Raw genomic sequence first — 20,236 nt, 5'->3', positions numbered from 1 at the left:
TCGTCGGGCACGTTGCGCCCAGCAGTGACATTGCGAAGAAACGGCATCACATCGTCAGGCCCATTCGGGCCACCAAAACTCAAAAGACAAAGTGCGTCGTACACCGATTCATTATGCACAGCAATCGAGACTGCGACCGGGTGGAGCTCAGAGGAATCCTGTGGTTGTGGCGGCCCAACACGATCGCCCTTGGACACCGCATCGGGCTGTGTTGCGACACGAATTCTCGAGCATTGTTGTCGGGGGGTGATGTCGGGGGGTGATGTCGGGGGACGGTGGGTTCCTGACGGATGTCGCCGATCTGGATCAGGCCCGTGCCGGGCGACCGATCACTGCGAAGGTCACCGCAGCAGCGTGGCCTACGTTGAGCGAGTCGACGTTGGCCGAGATCGAAATCCGAACGCGATGCGTCGACGCTTCCATCGTCTTGGGCTCCAGGCCATGGCCTTCCGCGCCAAGCACGGCTGCGACCCGATCCGGAACCTCCATGTCCCAGAGATCGACTGCGTCGACATCGGGAGTCAGGGCCCAGGTCTCGAAGCCTGCGTCGCGAAGGGTGTGCAGGGCACCCGGCCAATCCTCGGCGCCTGCCCGGGCGACCGGGACGTGCAGGATCTCGCCCATGCTCACTCTGACCGTGCGCCGCTGATACGGATCGTTGCAGGTTGGGCTGATGACCATGCCGTCGATGCCAAACGCACGCGAGGCCCGGGCGATTGCACCCACATTCTGATCGTCGTTGAGCGCTTCGAGCACGACCAACCGCCGGCACCTGCTCGCTAACTCAGCAACGGTCGGCATGGGGGCGCGGAAGGCCGACGCAAGGCAACACCGGTCCATGTTGAAGCCAACGACCTCAGCAAGGACTGCTTGCTCGGCGACATAGACCGGCACCCCAGCCATCTCAGGCCGAGACATCGTCGGAATGAAACGCTTGAGACGTTTTGGATGGAGCAGAACCGAACGCATGCGATGCCCCGAGTCGAGCATCCGGTCGACCGGGACATATCCCTCGCCCATGAAATACTCGTCGCGTTCCATCTCGGCACGAACCGCGATGCTGTTCAGTTCGCGATAATCGTCGAGACGCGGATCGCCAGGGTCAACGATGTACGTGACACCCGCGACTCGGCCGACCTCGTTACTCGACGATGCAGCGGTTCGGTCCGTCGTCATCGAGCCATCAGCTCGCCGAATTCTGAGCAGTTGGGGTTCTCGCACATCGATGGCTCGCCCGGCACCTCAGGTGGAAGCGCGCTCACTCCGCACGTCGTGCAGATCGGTGAGACATCGCGGTCGTCAGTTTCGTCCCACAGGTCACTCATGGCGTCAGTGTCGCTGCCGTTGCGGCGTTTTGTTCGCTCTTCAAGACTCAGCACCGAGATCATGTCGGCTGAGGCCACCATCGGCAACCCATTTGAGCCGTTGCGGCGGGCCTGCTCGAGTGACTCGCATCATCCTTTGGAACAGCAACATGATCAATCCCCATTTCTGTCGTTGTAGCCGCTGCCCTCGCAATGGCCTCCTTTCCACAATCCGCGCCCCCGCTGGGTGGCGTCAGCCGACAGCGGCGACGAGCGTCAGCGTTCCGAAGTCGACATCGGTTTGGGTGATGTCGATGGCGTAGTCGGTGTCGTTCGTCCAGAGGAGATCACCATTCGGGGCGTTGACCGATGCGAACAATGAGAACATCCCCTGCTCCTCAACGCCAGACGTGTCGGCATCGAGTTCGAAGGCAACCGGAAGCTGGCCACCTGCAACGAGGTCGATCGTCATTTCGCCGATCACGACGTACGCGACGTCGTGCAACGAGGTGTCGGCCAAGGTGACCGTCAACGTCGACTCGGCAGTCTGTTCGGACCCGTCGGCATAGGCGACCTCCCCAGTGATACGGATGGAGGCAGACGCATCGTCCGTCTCGGCACCGTTGGCCTCAACGTCTGTCTGGGCCATGGTGTTGCTGGTGGTCAAGGCGCCATCGTCGGACGAACCGCATCCGGCGGTGATCACGTTGATTGCCGCAATGACGGCAGTAACGGCAAGTGTTCTGTTCATCACAGTCAGACGCTCGACAGCGCCTCGCGGTTCCCGGTTCGACGAGATGTTGCTCCATCGCTCAACGGCGTGGTGGAGTAGCCGGTGGAGTAACCGGCCGACGCCTGGACCAACCTGACTCCGTCGACCGGCCGAGCGTTATCGAGCATCCGATTGCCTGCATGATGCCGGATCACGAGCGGGCTGAGGTGCCCTCCGACGATGTCGCTATGGGCGCCTCGACCTGGTGATTCGCGTGCCTTCCGGCGCGTCCTTGAGTAGGCGTTGTGGGACACCTCGCAGTGGCCTCGATCCGGCGATAGGGGACGCCGCGCTCGGCGCTGGGTCCGAACTCAACGGGTACCTGTTGATCTGTCAACGGCAAAGACTGGTACTCGTCACACATAGCAGGCAGAAGCCCGGCCACCTACCGCCGGTCAGAGCTAGTGGAACACCGCCGGGTTCAACACCTGCCGCTCCCACATCAACTCCGCCTGATCGTCCGTCAACCGAGCGTGTTCGACAGCCTCCGACCAACCCGACCTGACAGCATTGACCACCTCATCGACGATCACAGTCGCCTCGGCCCGATCGAGCAGAAACACGTCGGCCGCGGCCACGCACGTCGAGAACTCGGCGGCCTTCGCTCCGTCACGACCGATCGCCATCGCCTGCTCCGTGTAGCCACCCGACCGCAACTGCGGGCACACGTCGTACGCCGGCGTCAACGACAGCATCCGGCCGTCCCAGAACGCCGCATGATTCCGTGCGTGATCATCAGTGTTCGACACAGCGATGTTCACCACGATCCGCCGAAACACCTCGGCCAGCGTCACCTCCGGATCGGTGAATCTCGTGCGGATCAGATCGGCGAACTCGTGATACGTCGCATGACGAGCAGCCATCTCGTCCAACTCCAACATCGTCAGCAACGACACCATCATCCGGCGCGTGTCACCCTCGCCGCGGTCGAACCGATCCACCAGCAACACGTCCCGGCCCATCACCTCAACAACCTCAGTGCCAGCCGTCGCCACACCAGCCATCTCGGCGAGACGCATCGCGACACCCTCCGCCTTCACCACCGGATAATGGTCCGTCGAGGACGAAAACTTCGCGATCACTTGCCTGCTCGTCTCAGGGTTGAACAACGTCGCCTTCGGCCGCGCTCCACCAACTGACGACCCGTGCAACAACGCCTGATCCAACGCCTCCGGCAACTTCTCCCCGGCCGCGACCATGTCCGCAGCAGACATCAGGTCAGCGATCGAAGCGTTCCCGCCCATCCGCGACACATACTCCGCCGACGACGCCTGGAAATCCAACGCCCCGATCCGGTTGCTGCCCGACTCGAGCAGATACGTGAACTCGTCGAGCTCGGCCGTGTCCAGGCCACGAGTGCTCGCCCCCGAACGTCGGTGGAGGATCACACGCTTCCCCCACGAATCCGGTGCACCATCCAGAATGCAACCAGGGATCGTCAACCCGGCAGCTGGCATGATCCGGCCGTCACCCAGCGGAAGTTCTGGCGCCAACGCAATCGAACTGGAGCGTTCCATGTACGAGCGGGCGTATACGAAACTCGTCGCCTGACCGGGGTCCAGTCGTCCAGCCACAACCGGCTCGATCTCGCCGGGCAGCCACACCCACACGAACACCGGATCAGAAGTCATTGTCCACCGGACCTCGATCGACGCGCGACGGAAGTAACGTGAGCAGTCGTCCGATCTCGCCGCGTACCGCAGCAAGATCGCGTCGATCGTCAGCCCCAAACAACGGGATGCCGGCCACGACCGCAGCAGTGAACACGGTGCCAACGGCTACGGACGGATCGCCTTGCTCGATCTTCCGGAGCGTCACTCGGGTCACCCCGACACGTTCGGCGAACTCGGTCGCAGTGAACTTGAGTTCCCGGCGGCGCACAGCGATCAACGCGCCGAGCGCGGCGACAGCCTCTTTGGCAAGCGGCAGGTGAGAACGAGACATGGATAGTAGAATAGCCACAGATGATGCCTATGGACACTCTGCTATCCGAATGGTCAGACGTAGGGGTCTTCCAACGACAGATCAGCGTGCTCGACCGCAGCCGCATACACATCCTCCTCCACCGTCGGCAACGGCGGCAACCCATCCCACCGGCCACCATCCCCGAAGTGCCGCGAGGGGGTGGACCGTTGGGCCAGCTTCCGGCGACGAAGGCGACAACAACGTAGGCGGCGTGTCGGTCGAAGTTCTGCCGTCGCCGGTCCTAGATCGTGGTAGTTCTCGGGTCGGCGTGGCGGGCAGCGATTTGCACGTCGCGGAGCGGGATACCGGCGTCGAGAGCAGCCATGATGAACCCGGCGCTCAACACGTGAGGATGCACTCCTTCGAGGCCGGCTCGTTTGCCAATCGAGCGCACCCAACGATGAGCGGTGCGCCGATCGAGTCGCTGACCGTCGCGACGCCGCAGGATTGGACCTTCGTGGCGCTCACCGATCGCGAGGTCGATTGTTCTCGCCGTGCGCGGTACGAGCGGGATGGTCGCTGGTTTGTTGCCTTTACCCACAATGTGGAGTGTGCGATGACCGCGTTCGAATCCGAGATCTTCGATATTGGTTGTGCATGCTTCGGACACCCGCAGCCCGTTGAGACCGAGCAACACCGCGAGGGCGGCATGGGCATGATCGAAACGTTCAGCAGTGAACAAAAACGTGCCAAGCTCACCGCGATCCATCCCGCGGCCTTCGCTCGGCTGAACCTTGGGACGTCGCACGTATTGGGCCGGGTTTGCCGGGATGCGGCCGTCGATGTGCGCGAACCGGTAGTAGCCGCACACTGTTGAGAGGCGCCGATCGATTGTCGATGCAGCAAGTCCGTGTTGCTCCATTGCGGCCCGGAATATCTCGATGTGCGGTCGCGTCGCAGCGAGCACCTCGAGACCGGTGTCGGTCGCCCATTGGAAGAACGATCTCAGATCATGACGGTAGGCGTCGAGGGTGCGGCCCGAACAGCGGGCCAAGAACGCAGCAGCAGCCAGCTGCGCCTCGTCGAACGGCGTGGTTGCATCTGCAAGGTCGATCACTGTGGTTGTCGCGTCACTTGCCTTCACGGTTGTCCTCCTGGTTGATGGGAGAACAGCAGAACACTCCTCGGTGCGCGACGGTGCCCCGACTCAGACCACAGATAAACAGCGGCTGCGAACGAGGTAGCGACCGTCACCCGTCTGACGAACCCGCGCCCGTGATCACCCGTACACGAACAGCCTCAAATAGGCGTTCGGGGACACCCTTGATCTGGCGGTAGATGGCTCCCCTCGACGATTAGCAGGTCGAGCATTATGTGCCTCGGGATGCGGAAGAAGTGTAGATCTGGCGCAGTCTGGGGAGTGAGGGAGGACCGTCAATATTCGCCCCCAACCGACGTGTCGGTCGCCGAGGCCCGGGCTTCACGAAGCGAATCGGACGCGTGCTCGGATGGTGCTGAGGCCATGATGATGTCGTGGGGAACGAGACCGAGCGGCCAGGGAGCGAAGATCTGGGCGGTGATCGACCCTCTCCGGCTCAGATCGCTGGGCCGTTGATCGACCGCCTCCGTCGTGACCTTGCGGTCGGCTCGCCGGTCTTCGTGGCGATCGATGGGCGCAGCGGTTCGGGCAAGTCGAGCTTGAGTGAGGCTGTGGTCGACGCACTGAGCCTGTCGGGATCGTTGGACCCAATGGTGACAGTGATTGAGGGTGACCAGTTCTATGCCGGTGGGAGCGCCCAGACCTGGGACTCGCGTCCGGTTGCCGAGCGGGCGGACCGGGTGATTGATTGGCGCCGTCAGTATCGGCTCCTGTCCCAGCTGCGTTCGAAGGGTGTGGGCTCGTGGCGGCCGTTCGACTGGGATGCCGATGACTGGGACTCCGACGACGTGCCACTGCGGACGGAGCCGAGCCGGTCGGTCATTGCGTCGGTCGTGGTGCTCGAGGGCGCATACAGCGCTCGACCGGAGCTCCACGATCTGCTCGACCTGCGGGTGCTGCTCGAGGTGCCGACCGACGTTCGGCGGCGTCAACTGCTGGAGCGCGATGGTGCCGAGTACCGCTCGGACTGGGAGGCGCGATGGTCTGCTGCCGAGGACCACTACTTCGGCTCGGTCATGCCACCCGATTGTTTCGACCTGATCCTCGGTGTTGACGACCGGTTCGTCACATGAGTGGCTCGGAAGATCCGTCAATACCGAGGACGGACCCTGACCTGATCTTTGCCGATCCCTGTCTGGCCGAGATCTACGACGATCTCGACGGTGACCGTGACGACCTCGATTTCTACGAGACGATCATCGCTGAACTGGGCGCGTCGAGTTTGCTCGACATTGGCTGTGGAACCGGGGCCCTTGCGTGCCGCCTTGCGCAGCGAGGATTCCACGTCACCGGACTCGATCCCGCAGCCGCGTCGCTCGACGTCGCACGTTCGAAGCCCGGCGCCCAGTCTGTGAGCTGGCTACTGGGCTCAGCACAGAACGCTCCTCGCCTTGGCGTCGACGTGGTCGTCATGACTGGCAACGTCGCGCAAGTCTTCCTCTCTGACGACTCGTGGGCGGCGGCGTTGACGGCAGCGAACGACGCTCTCGACGTCAATGGTCGCCTCGTGTTCGAAACACGCGACCCGGCGTTTCGAGGGTGGGAGGAATGGACTCGCGAGAGGTCGCTCACGGTCAAGGAGACCAGGTCTGGTGCCGTTGAGAGCTGGGTGGAACTCACGTCAGTCGATCCGTCACTCGTCGCGTTCCGTTGGACGTTCCACTTCCTCGACACCGCAGCAGTCATCGAGTCGAACTCGACTCTGCGGTTCCGAACCCTCGACGAACTCGACTCGTCGCTGTCACGAGCTGGATTCGTGATCGACGAGGTACGCGACGCCCCCGACCGCCCGTCCCGAGAGTTCATCGTGATCGCGTCACCGAGCCAGCACTGAAGAACAAGAAGCGCGTGCGCACGGTGCGCCGACGCCGACCGTGAACCTCAACGGATACTGCCGAGGGGACGCGTCGGCGTGGCTGCGAAGATGGTCGTATGCCGCTCACCATCGAATGGATCCTGATTGACTGTGTCGACCTCGAAGCGATGACTTCCTTCTGGTGCGAAGCTCTCGACCTCGATTGTGTGGGGACAGGTCCATCCGGCGGCCACATGCTTGTCGCACGAGACGGATCCGGTCGACAGCTTGGTCTAATGCCGGCTCACGGCGAGAAGACATCCAAGAATCGCGTTCACTTCGATCTCCGCCCGGATGGTGAACAGCAGACCGAAGTACGGCGGCTGGAGGGGCTCGGAGCGCAACGAATCGACATCGGGCAGGTGGACGCTACGTGGGTGGTCATGGCCGACCCGGAGGGCAACGAGTTCTGCGTCCTGCGTTCGCTCGCCGACAAGGAGAAGAACCGATCGCGTGACGACTCTGATCTCTCGTAGCGACACCGGCGTGCGACGGCTGAGCCCGATCGGGAACCAGCAGCGAAGAGCGGGTTCTCCGATCGCCGACGAGCGTTATCGAGTACCTGCCCGAGCGGATACGTGTAGATATGGCTCGGGTCCCGGTTCTGTTGAAGCCGGACGCTATGGGCTCTGTGAGTTCGACTCGATCCGCCTCAGTGGCTGTCCTGGGGCGCGACTGAGATCGCTCAATCTCGAAGGCGCGTAGGCACAGGTCGTCGTTTCAGCGGTTGGGTTCGCCGATGGCGGTGTTGGCTGACTCGTAGGCCTGTTCGACGATGTGTAGTGCCGTGAGGCCGACCTCGGCCGATGCGATCGGGAGCGGACCGCCAGCGCACGCTGCTGCCACGTCTGCAAGCTGTGCGGCGTACATCGGTGGGGCGCAGTGAACGTAGTCATCTGGCGCAGGCGGGGGCGTCCAGATCCGCGCTGCGCCGGCGGTCCCGTACACCTGCGTATCTGCCTCGAGGCCGTCGAGGCGGGGTTGCCACCAGCCGAATTCGACCAGCGATCGAGCGCCATTGCTCCAGTCGATGATGACCAACCCGTCGTCGTCGACGGCGTAATCGCTGTGTTCGCCGGTGCCTATGCTGGCGGTTACGCGAGTGGGTTCGGGATCGCCGAGAAGGTACCGGGCGGTGTCGATGGCGTGGATGCCCATGTCGATCAGCGCGCCGCCGCCGGCAAGCTTGGGGTCGGTGAACCATCCGGACGGCCCCCATCCTGCGTGGACACCCCAGCCGTGGGTGCGGACGATCCGTCCGAATTCTCCCGCAGCGATGCGGTCTCGCAGCGTGGTGACGTCGGGGTGGTAGCGCCACATGTGTCCGACCGCCAGAATTAGACCGTTCGCCTCGGCGAGGTCGATCATCTGCTGGGCGACGATTGTTGACATTGCCATCGGCTTCTCAACGAGGACGTGTTTGCCATGGCTGAGTGCGTACGAAGTTTGCTCCCCGTGGAGCGAGTTGGGGGTGGCCACGATGATGAGGTCGATGTCTGGACGGGTGCAGAGCGCCTGCCAGTCCGTTCCTGCAGTCTCGATGTCCCATTTGGTCGCGAATTCGTCAGCGCGAACTTCGTCGTGACCTGCCACTCCGACGACGTCAATCTGGTCGGGGAGTAGGCGCGCTGCTTCGACGTGCATGCCGGCGATGAACCCGTATCCGATGACCGCGATGCGAAAGGTCATGTCAACGCGACTCCCGTTCCAAGGTCGAACAGGTGAATCCGTGGGGTGTCGACGGTGAGTTGAGCGACGCTGTTCTCGGCGATCACGCTACGCGCCGAGCACCGAGCAACGAGCACTCCTGAGCGCGAGCCCGCCGCGCCCGGGGCGTCAGCTGCTCGGCCGGTGGCGTCGGCTTCGATCTCGCGAAGTTCTTCGGTTGCGACGCGGTTGGCGCGCAGCGTAGCATGAACCATGAGGTCGGAGCCGAGCTCTTCGACGAGTTCGACGTCGACCGTGAGCCGCCGATCGGGTGGAGCTCCGGTGTCGATGGCGGCGTCCTCCAGATCCTCTGGTCTGATTCCGCAGGCCAGTGTCGCGCCATCGTACTCGGCGACCGTTGGGTGGAGCCGGAGATACTCGGGGCCGAGATCGAGGGTGTCGGGTCCCACTCTCAGCGTGAGGTTGTCGCCAACAATCGCTACCTCGGCCTCGATCAGGTTCATTGCGGGTGAGCCGATGAAGCCTGCCACGAAGAGGTTCGCTGGGGTGTCGTACAGCACTTTGGGGGTGTCAACCTGTTGCAGCACCCCGCGGCGCATCACGGCGACGCGATCGCCCATCGTCAGTGCCTCGGTCTGGTCATGGGTGACATAGAGCGTGGTCGTGCCGACCCGTCGTTGGATTCGAGCGATCTCGCTGCGCATCTGGACGCGGAGTTTGGCATCGAGGTTGGACAAAGGTTCGTCCATCAGGAATGCCTTTGGCTGGCGAATGATCGCCCGGCCCATCGCGACGCGTTGGCGTTGCCCACCGGAGAGCTGCTTGGGCCGACGATCGGCCAGTTCGGTGATCTCGAGAATCTCGGCGACGTCATGAGCGCGTCGCCGACGCTCCGACTTGCCGACGCCATGCATTCGTAGGCCGAACGCGATGTTGTCCAAGACCGTCATGTGCGGATATAGCGCGTAGCTTTGGAACACCATGGCGATGTCGCGATTCCTGGTCACCACATCGTTGACGACTCGATCGCCGATGGATATTCTTCCACCGGTGGGATCCTCGAGCCCTGCGACCATTCGCAGTGATGTTGTCTTGCCGCATCCGGACGGACCGACGAGCACCATGAATTCGCCGTCGACGATCTCCAAGTCGAGGTTGTCGACGGCGACGGTTCCGTCTTCGAACTGCTTCTCGACTGCGTCGAACGAGACGGTGGCCATCAGTCGACCGCCTTCTTGTTGCGGCGCGGCAGCGTGGAGACGAACGCCCACGCGTCACCAGCCGCTTGCGGCGTGATCTCGTGAAGGTCGGCGACTCCGATGTCGAGGTTTTGGCCTCGCGCATAGTCACGAAGCCCGACCAGGGTCTTGATGAAGACCTCGCGTTCGATGCCGAGATCGGCGGGGTGGGCGACCGCTTTGCTCCGCGTGACGAGGCGAGACGCGAACTCGGCGCCGTTGCGCTGCACGTGCGCGACGGCGACGGTTGCGAACGCAATGAGTTCGCCGTGCACGTGATGCGCGCCAGTTTTGTGCTCGTAGGCGTATGCCCAGAAGTGCTCCGAGCCTTCTTCGAATCGGCTGTGTCCGGCGGCGGCGCACGCGGCGCCGATGCGCCGGTAGGCGTCGGCGAGGAAGCGGATGCCCGCGGGGTTGACATCGGCGATGTCGTCGATCGCATCGTCGAGTTCTGCGAGTAGTTCCGCGCCGAGGGCCGCTAATGCTTCGTTCCAGTCAGGAGAGTGGCCGGCGTCGACGGCGGCACGCCAGTCGTGGAGTCCGGTGTGGCACGAGAGAATGTCGCCGATCCCGGCGCGGTTCAGCCGTTTGGGTGCCGACCCGATCAACTCGAGGTCGAGTACCACCTGCTGGGGAACGACGGTTCCCACGTAGTGGACGTTGCCGTCGATCCGCACCCCGATCGCCTCGGTGAACCCAGCGTCGACCGATGTGATCGTAGGGATTTGAATGAGTGGCAGGTCGCATTTCCAGGCCACGTACTTCGCGGTGTCGAGGGCGGTGCCACCGCCGATGCCGACCACGACTTCCGACCCGGTTCCAAGGATCGGAGCGACGAGAGTGTCGAGGTGTTTGACGTCCATGTTCGCTGCGGCAACGAGGTGTTTTGGTGGCGGCGCGCCCGGAGCGAGGCGAGACCATGGCGGATCGTTGACGACAGCGGTGTAGGGGCCGATTTCTGCGAGCACCTGTGCGGCAGCCCGCTCGACGCATTCAAAGGGCTCACCGATCGTTGTGTTTTGGGTTGCGTTCATCGATTCGATCGCAGTTCGTCGGCGTGGGATTGGACCTTCTCGACCGCCGCGACGACGTCGAGCGCGTCCTCGCGCGTCCCCATCAACACTGCGGTCGTGAACCACAAAGTGGTGTCGGCGAGTCGTTCCGTCGTCGGTAACGAGAGTTGGGCGAAGTCCTGCATGCCGTCGCGACTGCGCCATCGAGGTGCGAACCCATGCGGTTCGCGGAAGACATCGAGCCGGTGGATCGGTGGGTACGACATTGTCAGGGGGATGCCCTCCGCGCCCAGTGCCAGGCGAACCGATTCGCGGTCTGCGCCGAATTCGTCGGCTTCGATCCGTACGACGTAGCAGTAGTTGCCCTGCCGGTCGCACCGCGGATCGCGCGCCTGCGGGTGAACGCCGGGGATGCGGGCCAACTGTTCGTTGAGCAGCTCAGAGTTGGCGTCTCGCGTGCGCGCTTGGTCTTCGAATCGATCGAGCTGCGCCAGCAATACTGCGCCTTGCCATTCCGACATCCGATAGTTCCCGCCGAGCGCGAAGTGGGCGTAGAACCATTCACCGGGCTGACGTCCGCAGTCTCCGTACGAGCGTGCCCGTTCGAGTACATCGGTGCGTTTCGAGACGATTGCACCGCCCTCGCCCCCGGTCATCAGCTTGGAGGCTTGGAAGGAGTACGTCCCGGCGTCACCGAATGTCCCGACAATCTGCCCGTTCCAGCGCGAACCGTGCGCATGGGCGCAGTCTTCGACCAGCGCGATGCCACGCTGCTGACAAAGAGCAGTGAGCCGATCCATGTCGGCGGGGTGCCCGGCGATGTGGACGGCGATGATCGCCGCTGTTCGATCCGTGATCGCCGCTTCGGCGGCGGTGGGGTCGATGCATCCGGTCGCTGGATCCACGTCGACGAGTACAGGAATCGCGTTGACCATCAGCACGGCCGCCGCCGTGGCGAAGAAGGTCCATGCGGGCACGATGACTTCGTCGCCTGCGCCGATGCCGAGGGCCAGGAGCGCCACGTCGATCGCGTGCGATCCGTTGGTCACGGCCACGGCGCGGTCGGTGCCGTGGAACTCGCCCCAGCGTCGTTCGAATTCGTGCACCTTGGTGCCTTGGCTCGACCACCATCGGTCGCTCTCAAGTACTTCGGACAGCAACTTGCGTTCGGCGTCGTCGTGGTGGGGCCACGTCTTATACGGCGTTGTACGCACCGGGGGTCCGCCGTTGATTGCGAGTGTGTTCATGTCTGGTCCTCCTTCGGAATCGTTTGGCTGGTCATCGGGCGAGCACGCCCGATCGGGGAACGCTGTCGACGGGGTCAGGCATCGTCGAGTTCCGGTGGATGGCGAGCATTGAGTGCAGGGTGTCCCACGCATCGCCCTGGGCGTGGGCGATGGCGCCGATGACGCCGGCGCGAGCGCCGAGCAGCGTGGATTCCACCCTGATCGGAAACGGCGACACGATGGCCACCGCTTCGCGGAGCGGTTCCAAGAGGACGTCGTTGGACCCGATTCCGCCGGCGAGCACCACGACCTCGGGATCGATCATCGCTGAGACGGCCAGAATGGCCTCGGCGAGCACGTCTGCATGGCGACCGACGACGATTTTGGCGATTGGATTGCCGGTTGCGGCGGCGTCGTAGATCTCGCGTGCTGTGCTGTCGCTGTCGAGGCCGATGCTTGCGCCATCGCGATGTGCGCCGGAAGCGAGTTCGTCGGCCAACAAACGCCTGACCGCGGAACCGGAGGCGGCGATTTCGAGTGTTCCACGCACCTGTGATTTGGGATCGCGCGGGTTGGCACCGATCGGGAGGTATGAGATTTCACCGGCTGCTCCGTGCGCGCCGCGTACGAGCTTGCGGTCGAGGACGATGCCCAGACCGATGCCAGTCCCGACCGATAGGACAACGAACGTGTGGCAGTCCTTGGCGACACCGGCGGCCAGTTCACCGAGCGCCGCGAGGTTCACGTCGTTTTCCACGGCGACCCGCTTCCGCAAGCGCCTCCTCAGCTCGGGGCCGAGCGCCAACGTGTCGAGGCCGACGACGTTTGATGCGAGGCTCACCTTGCCATTGGCATCGGCCACACCGGGGCTACCGATTGTCACCGCGAGCACCTTTTTCCAGCTCGCTGGACTGTCGCGTACGGTCGCTCGCAGGAGACGATTGAGCTGATCGAGGAGGGCGTCAGCGCCTCCGCGGGTGGTCGGCTCTTCCTTGACACCGAGCATCGTGCCGTCGAGGTCGGCGACGGCGACACAGACCTTTGAGCCGCCGAGGTCGACGCCGAGGACGTATCCGGCTGTGGGGTCCGGTTCATAGAGCGCTGGAGCGCGTCCGACCGCACCGGTGCTCGGTGTCGACGAACGGACCAGGCCTTGCGCTTCGAGAACGTTGACAATGCCGAGCACCGTTGGTTTCGACAGCCTGGTGTTTGCGGCGATGTCAACGCGAGAGACGGGGCTGCGTGCGACGATCGCGTCGAAGACTTGTTGGCTGTTGGCGCGTCGCACGAGTTCGTGCCGGGTGGTCGCGGCTTCTTTCGACGGAGCGGTCGTTCTGCTGTTTGGTTTCATTCGTTATTCCTTGACGGCGCCGGAGCTGAGTCCACTGACGAGTTGACGCTGTATCAGTGCGGTGAACAGCGCTATGGGAATGATCGCTAGGCAGCTTGCTGCGGCGAGCGGGCCCCAATCAAGGGTTCGTGCCGACACGAAGCCGGAGATGTAGACGGGCAGGGTCTTCGAGTCTTCGCCAGCGAGTATTGCGGGAACGAGGAACTCATTCCACGACAGCAGCCCAACGAAGATCGTCGTGGCGGCCAGACCTGGAAGCGCGAGGGGCAAGATGATGAAGACGAACAGGCGAATCCGGCCTGCACCATCGGTCCGGGCACTTTCCTCGACCTCGACGGGTACCTGGTCCATGAAGCCGGTGAGCAGCCACACGGCGAACGGCATGTTCAGGGTCGCGTAGATCACGATGAGTGCGAGCTTGTTGTCGTAGAGACCAAGTCGTGTCACGACCTGGAACATCGGGACCATCAAGATGATCCCGGGTAGGGCTCGCACGAGGATCAGCGTCGCCTCGAACGGTCGTCGGCCGGGAAACCGGCGGTGGCGGGCAAGCGCATACGCGGCGAAGGCCGCGATCGTGGTGCAAAGCAGCGTCGAGGCGACGGTGATCTGGATCGTGTTCCAGACGATCCGGGTGAAGTTGTCGTCGCCCAGCAATTGTCGATAGTTCTTGGCCGTCGGCTCGAACGACACAAATCGAGGCGGGTTGGCGAACGCGTCGACTCGACTCTTGATGCTTGTCGAGAAGATCCAGAACAGGGGGAACAGCGCCGTCAGCAGAGCCCCGATCAATATCACGTAGCTCGCGACGACGGCAAGACGGCTGCGCAGCGGTGTGCTCATTGGGCAGCCTTCTGGGCGCGGAGCCAGAGGAAGTAGACCGGCAACGTGATGACCGCTACAGCGACGCCGATTGCGGCGGCACGCCCCGTTTGGAGGAAGTTGAAGCCCGTGTTGTAGGACAACAAGCCGAGCGTTTGTGTCGACCTTCCAGGACCACCGCGGGTCAGGATAAAGATGATGTCGAACAGTTTCAGGCTGTCGACGACGCGTATCATCAAGGTGATATACAGCACTGGGCGCAGCATCGGTAGCGTGACGAATAGGAAGGCTTTGACTGGCGTCGCGCCGTCGACGCGTGCGGCTTCCATTGGTGCTTCCGGGAGGGCCGACAAGCCGGCGAGAGTCATCAGCATGACGAAGGGAATCGTCTGCCAACTGTCGACGAGCACGACGGCCATGCGCGCCGCCCACTTCTCGCCGAGCCATCCGATCCGCGACAGATGTGCCTCTTCGAGCAGGAAGTTGATGACGCCGAGATCGATGTCGAACATGAACCGCCACATCAAGCCGACTGCGATCGGCGTGAGCAGCATCGGCAGGAGGAAGATGCTGCGGAACAGTTGCGTCCCTCGCAGGTTCTGGTGCAGCACCACGGCGAGCCCCATGCCGACCGGGATCTGGATCAGCAATGCGATGAGCGTGATCAGCAACGTTGTGTATAGCGCCTCGACGAAGATGTCGTTGAAGACGTCTCGTTCGTAGTTGTCGAGCCCGACGAATTGTCCGGGAACGAAGCTGCCAATCTTGTCGCTTCGGAATGACAGGTAAACGCCCACGCCGATTGGAACGGCAAATAGGCCGATCAACAACACCCAAGACGGCAGTGTCAGTAGCGCAGCCGACCTGCGTCGGCGTCGCCCCGCTCGCTCCACGGCCCGGTCAGGTTGTCGCGCTGACCGGGCCGAGGGCGCGGTGGGTTCAACAGTGGTGGATGTCATGGTTCGTTGCAGACTGCCAGACGTCGGGACGACAGCGTCATCCCGACGTCTGGTCGCTCGCTCAGGAGTTCTCTGCTGCCAGGATCGGCCCAAGGGCGTCGTTGAGTTTGTCTAGGCCAGTTTGCACGTCGTTCTCACCGGTCAGGATGTTGGTGATCTCCTGCACGATCGTTACGTCCATCTCTGGCCACACCTTCAGCTGGGGGTACCGCTCGATACGGCTCGAGTCCGGAATCGACAGCAGTTCCAGGTACGGGAACCGCTCCACCAGCGCAGGATCCGAGGTGATCGACGTGCGACCGATCGCGGCGGCTCCCGATTCAAGGTACGCCTTGGCGTTGTCCTTGCCGAGGACGTATTCGAGGAACTTCCAACCGAGGTCAGCGTTCTTTGAATCGGCGGGAACACCGATATTCCACCCAGCGAGGTGAGTGATGTCAGCCTCGCCCAGCGGCATCAGGGCCGTCCCGATTGCGCCGGGGAACTCGTTTGCGGCCGGGTCGTCGACGAACCCGTAGTAGCCGGAGTACTGGACCATCGATCCGATCGGTTCCGATAGGAACTTGAACGTCACGTCGTCACCATTGGCGCTGATCGCGCCGTCTGGAGCGACGTCGAGCAACGACTTGAAGTACTCGGTTGCCGCGACAGCCTCGGGTGAATTGACCGTCGGGTTGAGGTCCTCGTCGTACAATTGGCCACCGAAGCTCCACACCAGGGTCATCCACCACCACGAAGCGCTTGAACCGAAGCCCATGATCGTGCCATCGGCTTCTCCGGCGTCGCTGATGACCTTCGCGTTGTCGTAGTACTCCTCCCACGTCGCCGCCGGCTCAAGGCCGAGTTCATCGTAGAGGTCCGTGCGGAACCACTGGATCATCGGCTCGGTCGACAATGTTAAACCCAAAGTCTGGCCCGCGTACTTGCCGTAGTCCTGCTGGCCGGCCGTGAAATCGCCAATGTCGTATGCGGCACTGTCGGCCAGGTAGTCGTCGAGCGGTGTCATCGCCTCGGCCGCACCAAAGGCTGCGAGGTAGGTGTTGTCGAACTGAGCCACGTCGAACTGCCCGTCGCCTTGCTCATAGGCGAGCAGCTGCTTCTGATGCGCTTCACCGTATGGCGTCTCGGACACGTTGACCTCGATGCAGGTCTCTGCTTCGAAGGCCGGAATGAAAGATTGAATCGAGGTGGACGACGGGCTCGGAATCAGGAACACATCGATCGACCCGGCATCACCCGCCGCGCCGCACTCACCGGCCCCTCCGCTGTCGTCTGTCGTTTCCGCCGGCGCGCCCCCGTCGGCGGGCGCGTCGGCGGTGTCGCCGTCGCTGCCACATCCAGTCGCAGCGATGCCGAGGGCGACTGCGATGCAGATTGCGACGAATTGATGGGTGGGTTGCCGTCTGCGCATGTTCTCTCCTAGATCAATGAAAGACGACCGCAGTCGCCGCGCCCATCCCCTGAGGAACGCAAGACCGACCATACGCCGATCACCAAATTAAGTCAACGGTGTTGACCTAATTGGCGAAGTGGTCTACGTTGAGGTTCATGGCAGCACTGATCCGACCAATCGAAGATGGGGGCGGCCGCCCCGTGCTCATCGTCGTTGCTCACGCCGACGACGTAGCGTTGTTCATCGGTGGCACAGTCGCTGCTTGGTCTGCCGCCAACTGGAAGGTGATCGTGGTACGCGCCACCGATGATCGATGGGACTCAGTCGATTCGACTGAGTCTGCAACTGTCGAGGCGAACCAGAAAGAGCTCACTTCCGCCCTCGACGTCCTCGGCGTCGCCGAATTGGTCAATCTTGGCCTCCCGACCGACACCCTCGGCGACGTCAGTTCGGTTGCGTTGCGCGAACGGTTCATTCACGCGGTGCGAACATACCGGCCGTATGCGCTCGTCTCGTTCGACCCATACGCGATGTACGGCGAGGACAACCTCGACCACGTGGCGGTCGCCCGAGCCGCAGACGAATCGTTCTGGACCAGCCAGTTCGATCTTCACCATCCAGAGCACTTCGACGACGGCCTCAAACCGCACGGCTGCTTTGAACGGTGGTACTTCGGCCGCCGAGTCATGGATGTGACCGACGTCGTCGACATCTCGGCGACACTCGACCGCAAGATCGAAGCCGCTTGCTGTCATCGCACGATGATGCTCAACTACTTCAATCAGCTGCAGCTGCAAGCCCGCACGGGCGGATGGACCATCCCGACGGTCGACGACGCGCTCGCTGACGCGCGGGTCGACTCAGTGCTCCCCGACTTCGTCCGCGCCGGCGCCGAACGCGCCGGCGCGTTCCACGGCCTCGCGGCCGCCGAGGAATTCCGCACCGTGACGTTTGGCGGGATGCACGCACTCCTCGATGCGAAGGGAATCAGACAATGACGCTGACGGCCAACGGGTTCAACACCGAGTACGGACGCGGCATCGTCCGCGACTTGGTCGGGCGGCTGGGCCGCTACGTGATCGTTCACCATCCCGAACCGTGGGCGGTTCTTCGCCCTCAGCTCGATCATGATCCCTGCTCGGTCATCGACGCAGGTGATCTCTCCCCCGAGCATCTCGATGAGCTCGTCGCGAACGTGACCCAGATGCATACCACGGAACCGATCCACGCGATCATCGGTTTGGGCGGCGGGAGCGCGATGGACACCGCCAAGTGGATCGGTTGGAGCACCGGCATTGCGCTCTATCAAGTGCCGTCACTCCCGTCGGTGAACGCTTGCTTCACTCGCATGACAGCATTACGCGACTTGGGAGGCGTGCGCTACGAAGGCGATGCAGTTCCCGAGCTCGTGCTGGTCGACTTCGACCTGTTCGACCATGCGCCGCCCGCGCTCGTGCGAGGCGGAATCGGTGACGTGTTGTCGTGCCATACAGCGCGCCACGACTGGGCGCTCGGCGCAGCAGCAGGCCGCGACGCACCGTGGGATGACAATGCGGCCGCAATGTCGCTCGTCTACCTCGACGAGCTCGAATCGCTCGCGCCGCTCCTCGCAACCGGCGAAGAGGAAGGCCTCCGACGTCTGATGGAGTGCCATCGCGACATCGGATGGCGATGCCACGAGCTGCAACACGCCCGCTTCGAGGAGGGCAGCGAACACTTCTTTGCGTACAGCTTCGAAGAGGTCACGGGACGCACGATCATGCACGGCGAGCTGGTTGCGCTCGGGGTCCTGATCATGTCCGCGGTCCAGGGCAACGACCCCGAACGCGCACGGCGGATCGTGGATTCATCCGCTATGCGCTCGAACATCACCGACCTCGGGGTGACATGGGACGAAGTCGAAGCCAGTCTGCGGCGGCTGCCCTCGTTCGTCGAGGAACAACAGTTGTGGTACTCGGTCGCCAACGGCCTTGTGGTCAACGATGCGGTGCTGGAAACCGCACGTCGCGCGCTGCAAATCGTTTAGACCCGTGCGATTCGAACGTCTCCGCACACCCGACGAGGTGGCGAGTTGGGTCGCCGACCGCATCACACGAGTCGTCAGCAATGGTGCGCTCGTGATCGGTGTGGCGACGGGGAACTCTCCGCTCCTGCTGTACAACATGCTTATCGAGCGCCAACAGTCGCGCCTCGTCGACCTCAGTCACTGTCAACTCGTGTTGCTCGATGAGTACGTGGGACTCGAGCCGGATGACCCCCGATCATTTCAGAGCACGATCATGCGCCAGTTCGCGAAACCGCTGGGCATCGCAGCGGAGAATGTGCATTGCCCACACGTCTTTGCCGATGACCTCGTAGCAGCCTGCCGGGATTTCGACTCGACCATCGAGGCCCTCGGAGGAGTTGACGTCCAGATCCTCGGAATCGGCCGCAACGGCCACATCGCATTCAACGAACCGGGCACGTCTTGGGACCTCGGTACCCACACTGCTCATTTAAGTGAGATCACAAGACATGACAACGCATCCTCGTTCGAGTCCTCGTCCGGAGTGCCTCGGCAAGCACTCACCCAAGGGATCCGAACCATCCTCCGAGCCGAGGAGCTAATCATGATCGCAACCGGCGAACGCAAGTCAGCGGCGGTCGGACGACTACGAACGGCACAACCGACGACCGATTTCCCGGCATCAGCGCTCTGGACGCACCAGCACGCCACCGTGGTCACCGATGACTCTGCACTGCAAGCGACTCCTTCACGCAGCCGTTGAACTCGTGACGAGTCATTTTCCCTCAGTTCGGCAACGCAGGCGGCGAGCTACGCAAGGTGCGAGCATTCACAAGCAGTCGCAAGAGGGTGACCGCACGATGGTTTTGTCTGTACCCAACGTCCCCGGTCACCACACGAATCGTGGGCCGGCTCGATCGGCTCGTCGCCGACGGCTGCGTCCGCCCGATGGTGCTGGCGGCCCCGAGCGACAGGTTGGCCGGCGAGGGGACCGCATACCTGCCCCACCCGGACGCGGACTCGAGGCTTGGGTGATGAGCGACGTCATCGACTGCGTCGGAGAACTCGTCGACGCAGTCGATGACGCGTCGCCGATCTTCCTCGCCGGCAACTCAATGGGCGGCTTGGCGCGGCTCGACTCGGTCTGCGTCATCCGTCGCGCCCGGCGGGTATTGCCATGCACTCGGCGATCACCAACCTTGACCAGCTCGCCGCGTTCACCGTCGGTGACGAGGCCGGCCTCGCGCCCGGCGAGCGTGACCTGCTCGCCTCCTTCGACGCCTGCACGGCAGCCATCCCGCCGCTCGATCGACTGCGGCCGGAGCGACCCGCTCGTCGCCGCCAACCGCGACCTCCATGCTGCGCTCGACGAGCGCGGCGTCACCCACCGCTACGAGGAGTTCGACGGCGATCACACCTGGGAGGCGTGGGCCGAGCGGATCGAACACAGCTTGCTGTTCTTCGAAGACGTTCTGGAGGGGGCGAGATGAAACGGCACTGTTGCATTACGCGATCGCGTGTGGTTCGTGCGGCTGCCCCGATCAACCCGTGACGCACGTCACGGGC

Annotated in this window: 22 protein-coding genes and 1 pseudogene; 7 read left to right on the top strand and 16 right to left on the bottom strand. The window is 63.2% G+C overall.

The features are described 5' to 3' along the window. The 8 genes and pseudogenes from ACH2EI_RS00805 to ACH2EI_RS00770 form a co-directional block, all read right to left on the bottom strand. Nucleotides 1–125, bottom strand: a pseudogene (locus tag ACH2EI_RS00805) (ferrochelatase); the annotation flags it as partial. A gap of 181 nt (nt 126–306) precedes the next feature. Next, nucleotides 307–1,176 carry a TrmH family RNA methyltransferase gene (locus ACH2EI_RS00800; RefSeq protein ID WP_395158853.1) on the bottom strand — a complete coding sequence of 290 codons (870 nt, stop codon included), beginning with the start codon at nt 1,174–1,176 and terminating at the stop codon, nt 307–309. Continuing rightward, nucleotides 1,173–1,325, bottom strand: coding sequence for a hypothetical protein (locus ACH2EI_RS00795; RefSeq protein WP_395158851.1), 153 nt, complete (start codon nt 1,323–1,325; stop codon nt 1,173–1,175). Before ACH2EI_RS00795 ends, ACH2EI_RS00800 begins: the two co-directional genes overlap by 4 nt. 232 nt (nt 1,326–1,557) lie before the next feature. Then, entirely contained in the window at nt 1,558–2,055 is a 498-nt protein-coding gene (locus ACH2EI_RS00790) for a YbaY family lipoprotein (protein ID WP_395158849.1), read from the bottom strand. A gap of 5 nt (nt 2,056–2,060) precedes the next feature. After that, nucleotides 2,061–2,204, bottom strand: a complete 144-nt coding sequence (locus ACH2EI_RS00785) for a hypothetical protein (protein WP_395155725.1) — start codon at nt 2,202–2,204, stop codon at nt 2,061–2,063. Between the two features lie 273 nt (nt 2,205–2,477). Further along, nucleotides 2,478–3,707: a type II toxin-antitoxin system HipA family toxin gene (locus ACH2EI_RS00780; protein WP_395155727.1), complete on the bottom strand. Its 1,230-nt coding sequence runs from the start codon at nt 3,705–3,707 to the stop codon at nt 2,478–2,480. Further along, on the bottom strand, nt 3,697–4,020 hold the full coding sequence (locus ACH2EI_RS00775; RefSeq protein WP_395155729.1) for a helix-turn-helix transcriptional regulator: 324 nt from the start codon (nt 4,018–4,020) through the stop codon (nt 3,697–3,699). The genes ACH2EI_RS00780 and ACH2EI_RS00775 overlap by 11 nt, the downstream gene beginning before the upstream one ends. A 262-nt stretch (nt 4,021–4,282) precedes the next feature. Then, the gene (locus tag ACH2EI_RS00770; RefSeq protein WP_395158847.1) at nt 4,283–5,125 is read right to left on the bottom strand and encodes a tyrosine-type recombinase/integrase; all 843 of its coding nucleotides are present in this window, start codon (nt 5,123–5,125) and stop codon (nt 4,283–4,285) included. A 389-nt stretch (nt 5,126–5,514) separates the two neighbouring features. On the opposite strand from ACH2EI_RS00770, the gene ACH2EI_RS00765 reads away from it, so the two are divergent. The 3 genes from ACH2EI_RS00765 to ACH2EI_RS00755 all read left to right on the top strand — a co-directional run bounded on the left by ACH2EI_RS00765 (nt 5,515) and on the right by ACH2EI_RS00755 (nt 7,471). Next, entirely contained in the window at nt 5,515–6,213 is a 699-nt protein-coding gene (locus ACH2EI_RS00765; protein WP_395158845.1) for a uridine kinase, read from the top strand. Beyond that, entirely contained in the window at nt 6,210–6,974 is a 765-nt protein-coding gene (locus ACH2EI_RS00760) for a class I SAM-dependent methyltransferase (protein WP_395158844.1), read from the top strand. Before ACH2EI_RS00765 ends, ACH2EI_RS00760 begins: the two co-directional genes overlap by 4 nt. Before the next feature lie 98 nt (nt 6,975–7,072). Then, the gene (locus ACH2EI_RS00755) at nt 7,073–7,471 is read left to right on the top strand and encodes a VOC family protein (protein WP_395155737.1); all 399 of its coding nucleotides are present in this window, start codon (nt 7,073–7,075) and stop codon (nt 7,469–7,471) included. A 244-nt stretch (nt 7,472–7,715) separates the two neighbouring features. Here the strand turns inward: ACH2EI_RS00755 and ACH2EI_RS00750 are convergent, their stop codons facing one another. The 8 genes from ACH2EI_RS00750 to ACH2EI_RS00715 form a co-directional block, all read right to left on the bottom strand. Continuing rightward, complete coding sequence (locus tag ACH2EI_RS00750; RefSeq protein ID WP_395155739.1) at nt 7,716–8,684, bottom strand: Gfo/Idh/MocA family protein; 969 nt, start codon at nt 8,682–8,684, stop codon at nt 7,716–7,718. Beyond that, a complete protein-coding gene (locus tag ACH2EI_RS00745; RefSeq protein ID WP_395155741.1) occupies nt 8,681–9,883 on the bottom strand; it encodes an ABC transporter ATP-binding protein in 1,203 nt (400 codons plus the stop codon). Before ACH2EI_RS00745 ends, ACH2EI_RS00750 begins: the two co-directional genes overlap by 4 nt. Further along, entirely contained in the window at nt 9,883–10,935 is a 1,053-nt protein-coding gene (locus ACH2EI_RS00740) for an iron-containing alcohol dehydrogenase (RefSeq protein ID WP_395155742.1), read from the bottom strand. The genes ACH2EI_RS00745 and ACH2EI_RS00740 overlap by 1 nt, the downstream gene beginning before the upstream one ends. Then, a complete protein-coding gene (locus ACH2EI_RS00735; protein ID WP_395158842.1) occupies nt 10,932–12,161 on the bottom strand; it encodes a DegT/DnrJ/EryC1/StrS family aminotransferase in 1,230 nt (409 codons plus the stop codon). The genes ACH2EI_RS00740 and ACH2EI_RS00735 overlap by 4 nt, the downstream gene beginning before the upstream one ends. Before the next feature lie 31 nt (nt 12,162–12,192). Beyond that, nucleotides 12,193–13,491, bottom strand: coding sequence for an ROK family transcriptional regulator (locus tag ACH2EI_RS00730; RefSeq protein ID WP_395155745.1), 1,299 nt, complete (start codon nt 13,489–13,491; stop codon nt 12,193–12,195). A gap of 3 nt (nt 13,492–13,494) precedes the next feature. After that, nucleotides 13,495–14,334: a carbohydrate ABC transporter permease gene (locus tag ACH2EI_RS00725; protein ID WP_395155747.1), complete on the bottom strand. Its 840-nt coding sequence runs from the start codon at nt 14,332–14,334 to the stop codon at nt 13,495–13,497. After that, nucleotides 14,331–15,146 carry a carbohydrate ABC transporter permease gene (locus ACH2EI_RS00720; RefSeq protein ID WP_395155749.1) on the bottom strand — a complete coding sequence of 272 codons (816 nt, stop codon included), beginning with the start codon at nt 15,144–15,146 and terminating at the stop codon, nt 14,331–14,333. Before ACH2EI_RS00720 ends, ACH2EI_RS00725 begins: the two co-directional genes overlap by 4 nt. 187 nt (nt 15,147–15,333) lie before the next feature. After that, on the bottom strand, nt 15,334–16,683 hold the full coding sequence (locus ACH2EI_RS00715; RefSeq protein ID WP_395158840.1) for an ABC transporter substrate-binding protein: 1,350 nt from the start codon (nt 16,681–16,683) through the stop codon (nt 15,334–15,336). A 137-nt stretch (nt 16,684–16,820) separates the two neighbouring features. On the opposite strand from ACH2EI_RS00715, the gene ACH2EI_RS00710 reads away from it, so the two are divergent. The 4 genes from ACH2EI_RS00710 to ACH2EI_RS00695 all read left to right on the top strand — a co-directional run bounded on the left by ACH2EI_RS00710 (nt 16,821) and on the right by ACH2EI_RS00695 (nt 20,160). Further along, a complete protein-coding gene (locus tag ACH2EI_RS00710; protein WP_395155753.1) occupies nt 16,821–17,663 on the top strand; it encodes a PIG-L deacetylase family protein in 843 nt (280 codons plus the stop codon). Continuing rightward, the gene (locus tag ACH2EI_RS00705) at nt 17,660–18,691 is read left to right on the top strand and encodes an iron-containing alcohol dehydrogenase (protein WP_395155755.1); all 1,032 of its coding nucleotides are present in this window, start codon (nt 17,660–17,662) and stop codon (nt 18,689–18,691) included. Before ACH2EI_RS00710 ends, ACH2EI_RS00705 begins: the two co-directional genes overlap by 4 nt. A 4-nt stretch (nt 18,692–18,695) precedes the next feature. Then, nucleotides 18,696–19,433: a glucosamine-6-phosphate deaminase gene (locus ACH2EI_RS00700; protein WP_395155757.1), complete on the top strand. Its 738-nt coding sequence runs from the start codon at nt 18,696–18,698 to the stop codon at nt 19,431–19,433. Nucleotides 19,434–19,704: 271 nt separating this feature from the next. After that, nucleotides 19,705–20,160 (top strand): alpha/beta hydrolase-fold protein, encoded by a 456-nt coding sequence (locus ACH2EI_RS00695; protein WP_395155759.1) that lies wholly within the window; start codon nt 19,705–19,707, stop codon nt 20,158–20,160. Nucleotides 20,161–20,236: the final 76 nt, after the last annotated feature.

It is taken from the genome of Ilumatobacter sp., from assembly GCF_041688325.1.
In the GTDB taxonomy this organism is placed as follows: domain Bacteria; phylum Actinomycetota; class Acidimicrobiia; order Acidimicrobiales; family Ilumatobacteraceae; genus Ilumatobacter_A.
Note: the sequence above shows the minus strand (reverse complement) of the source record. Positions and strands in the feature narration are given on the sequence as shown.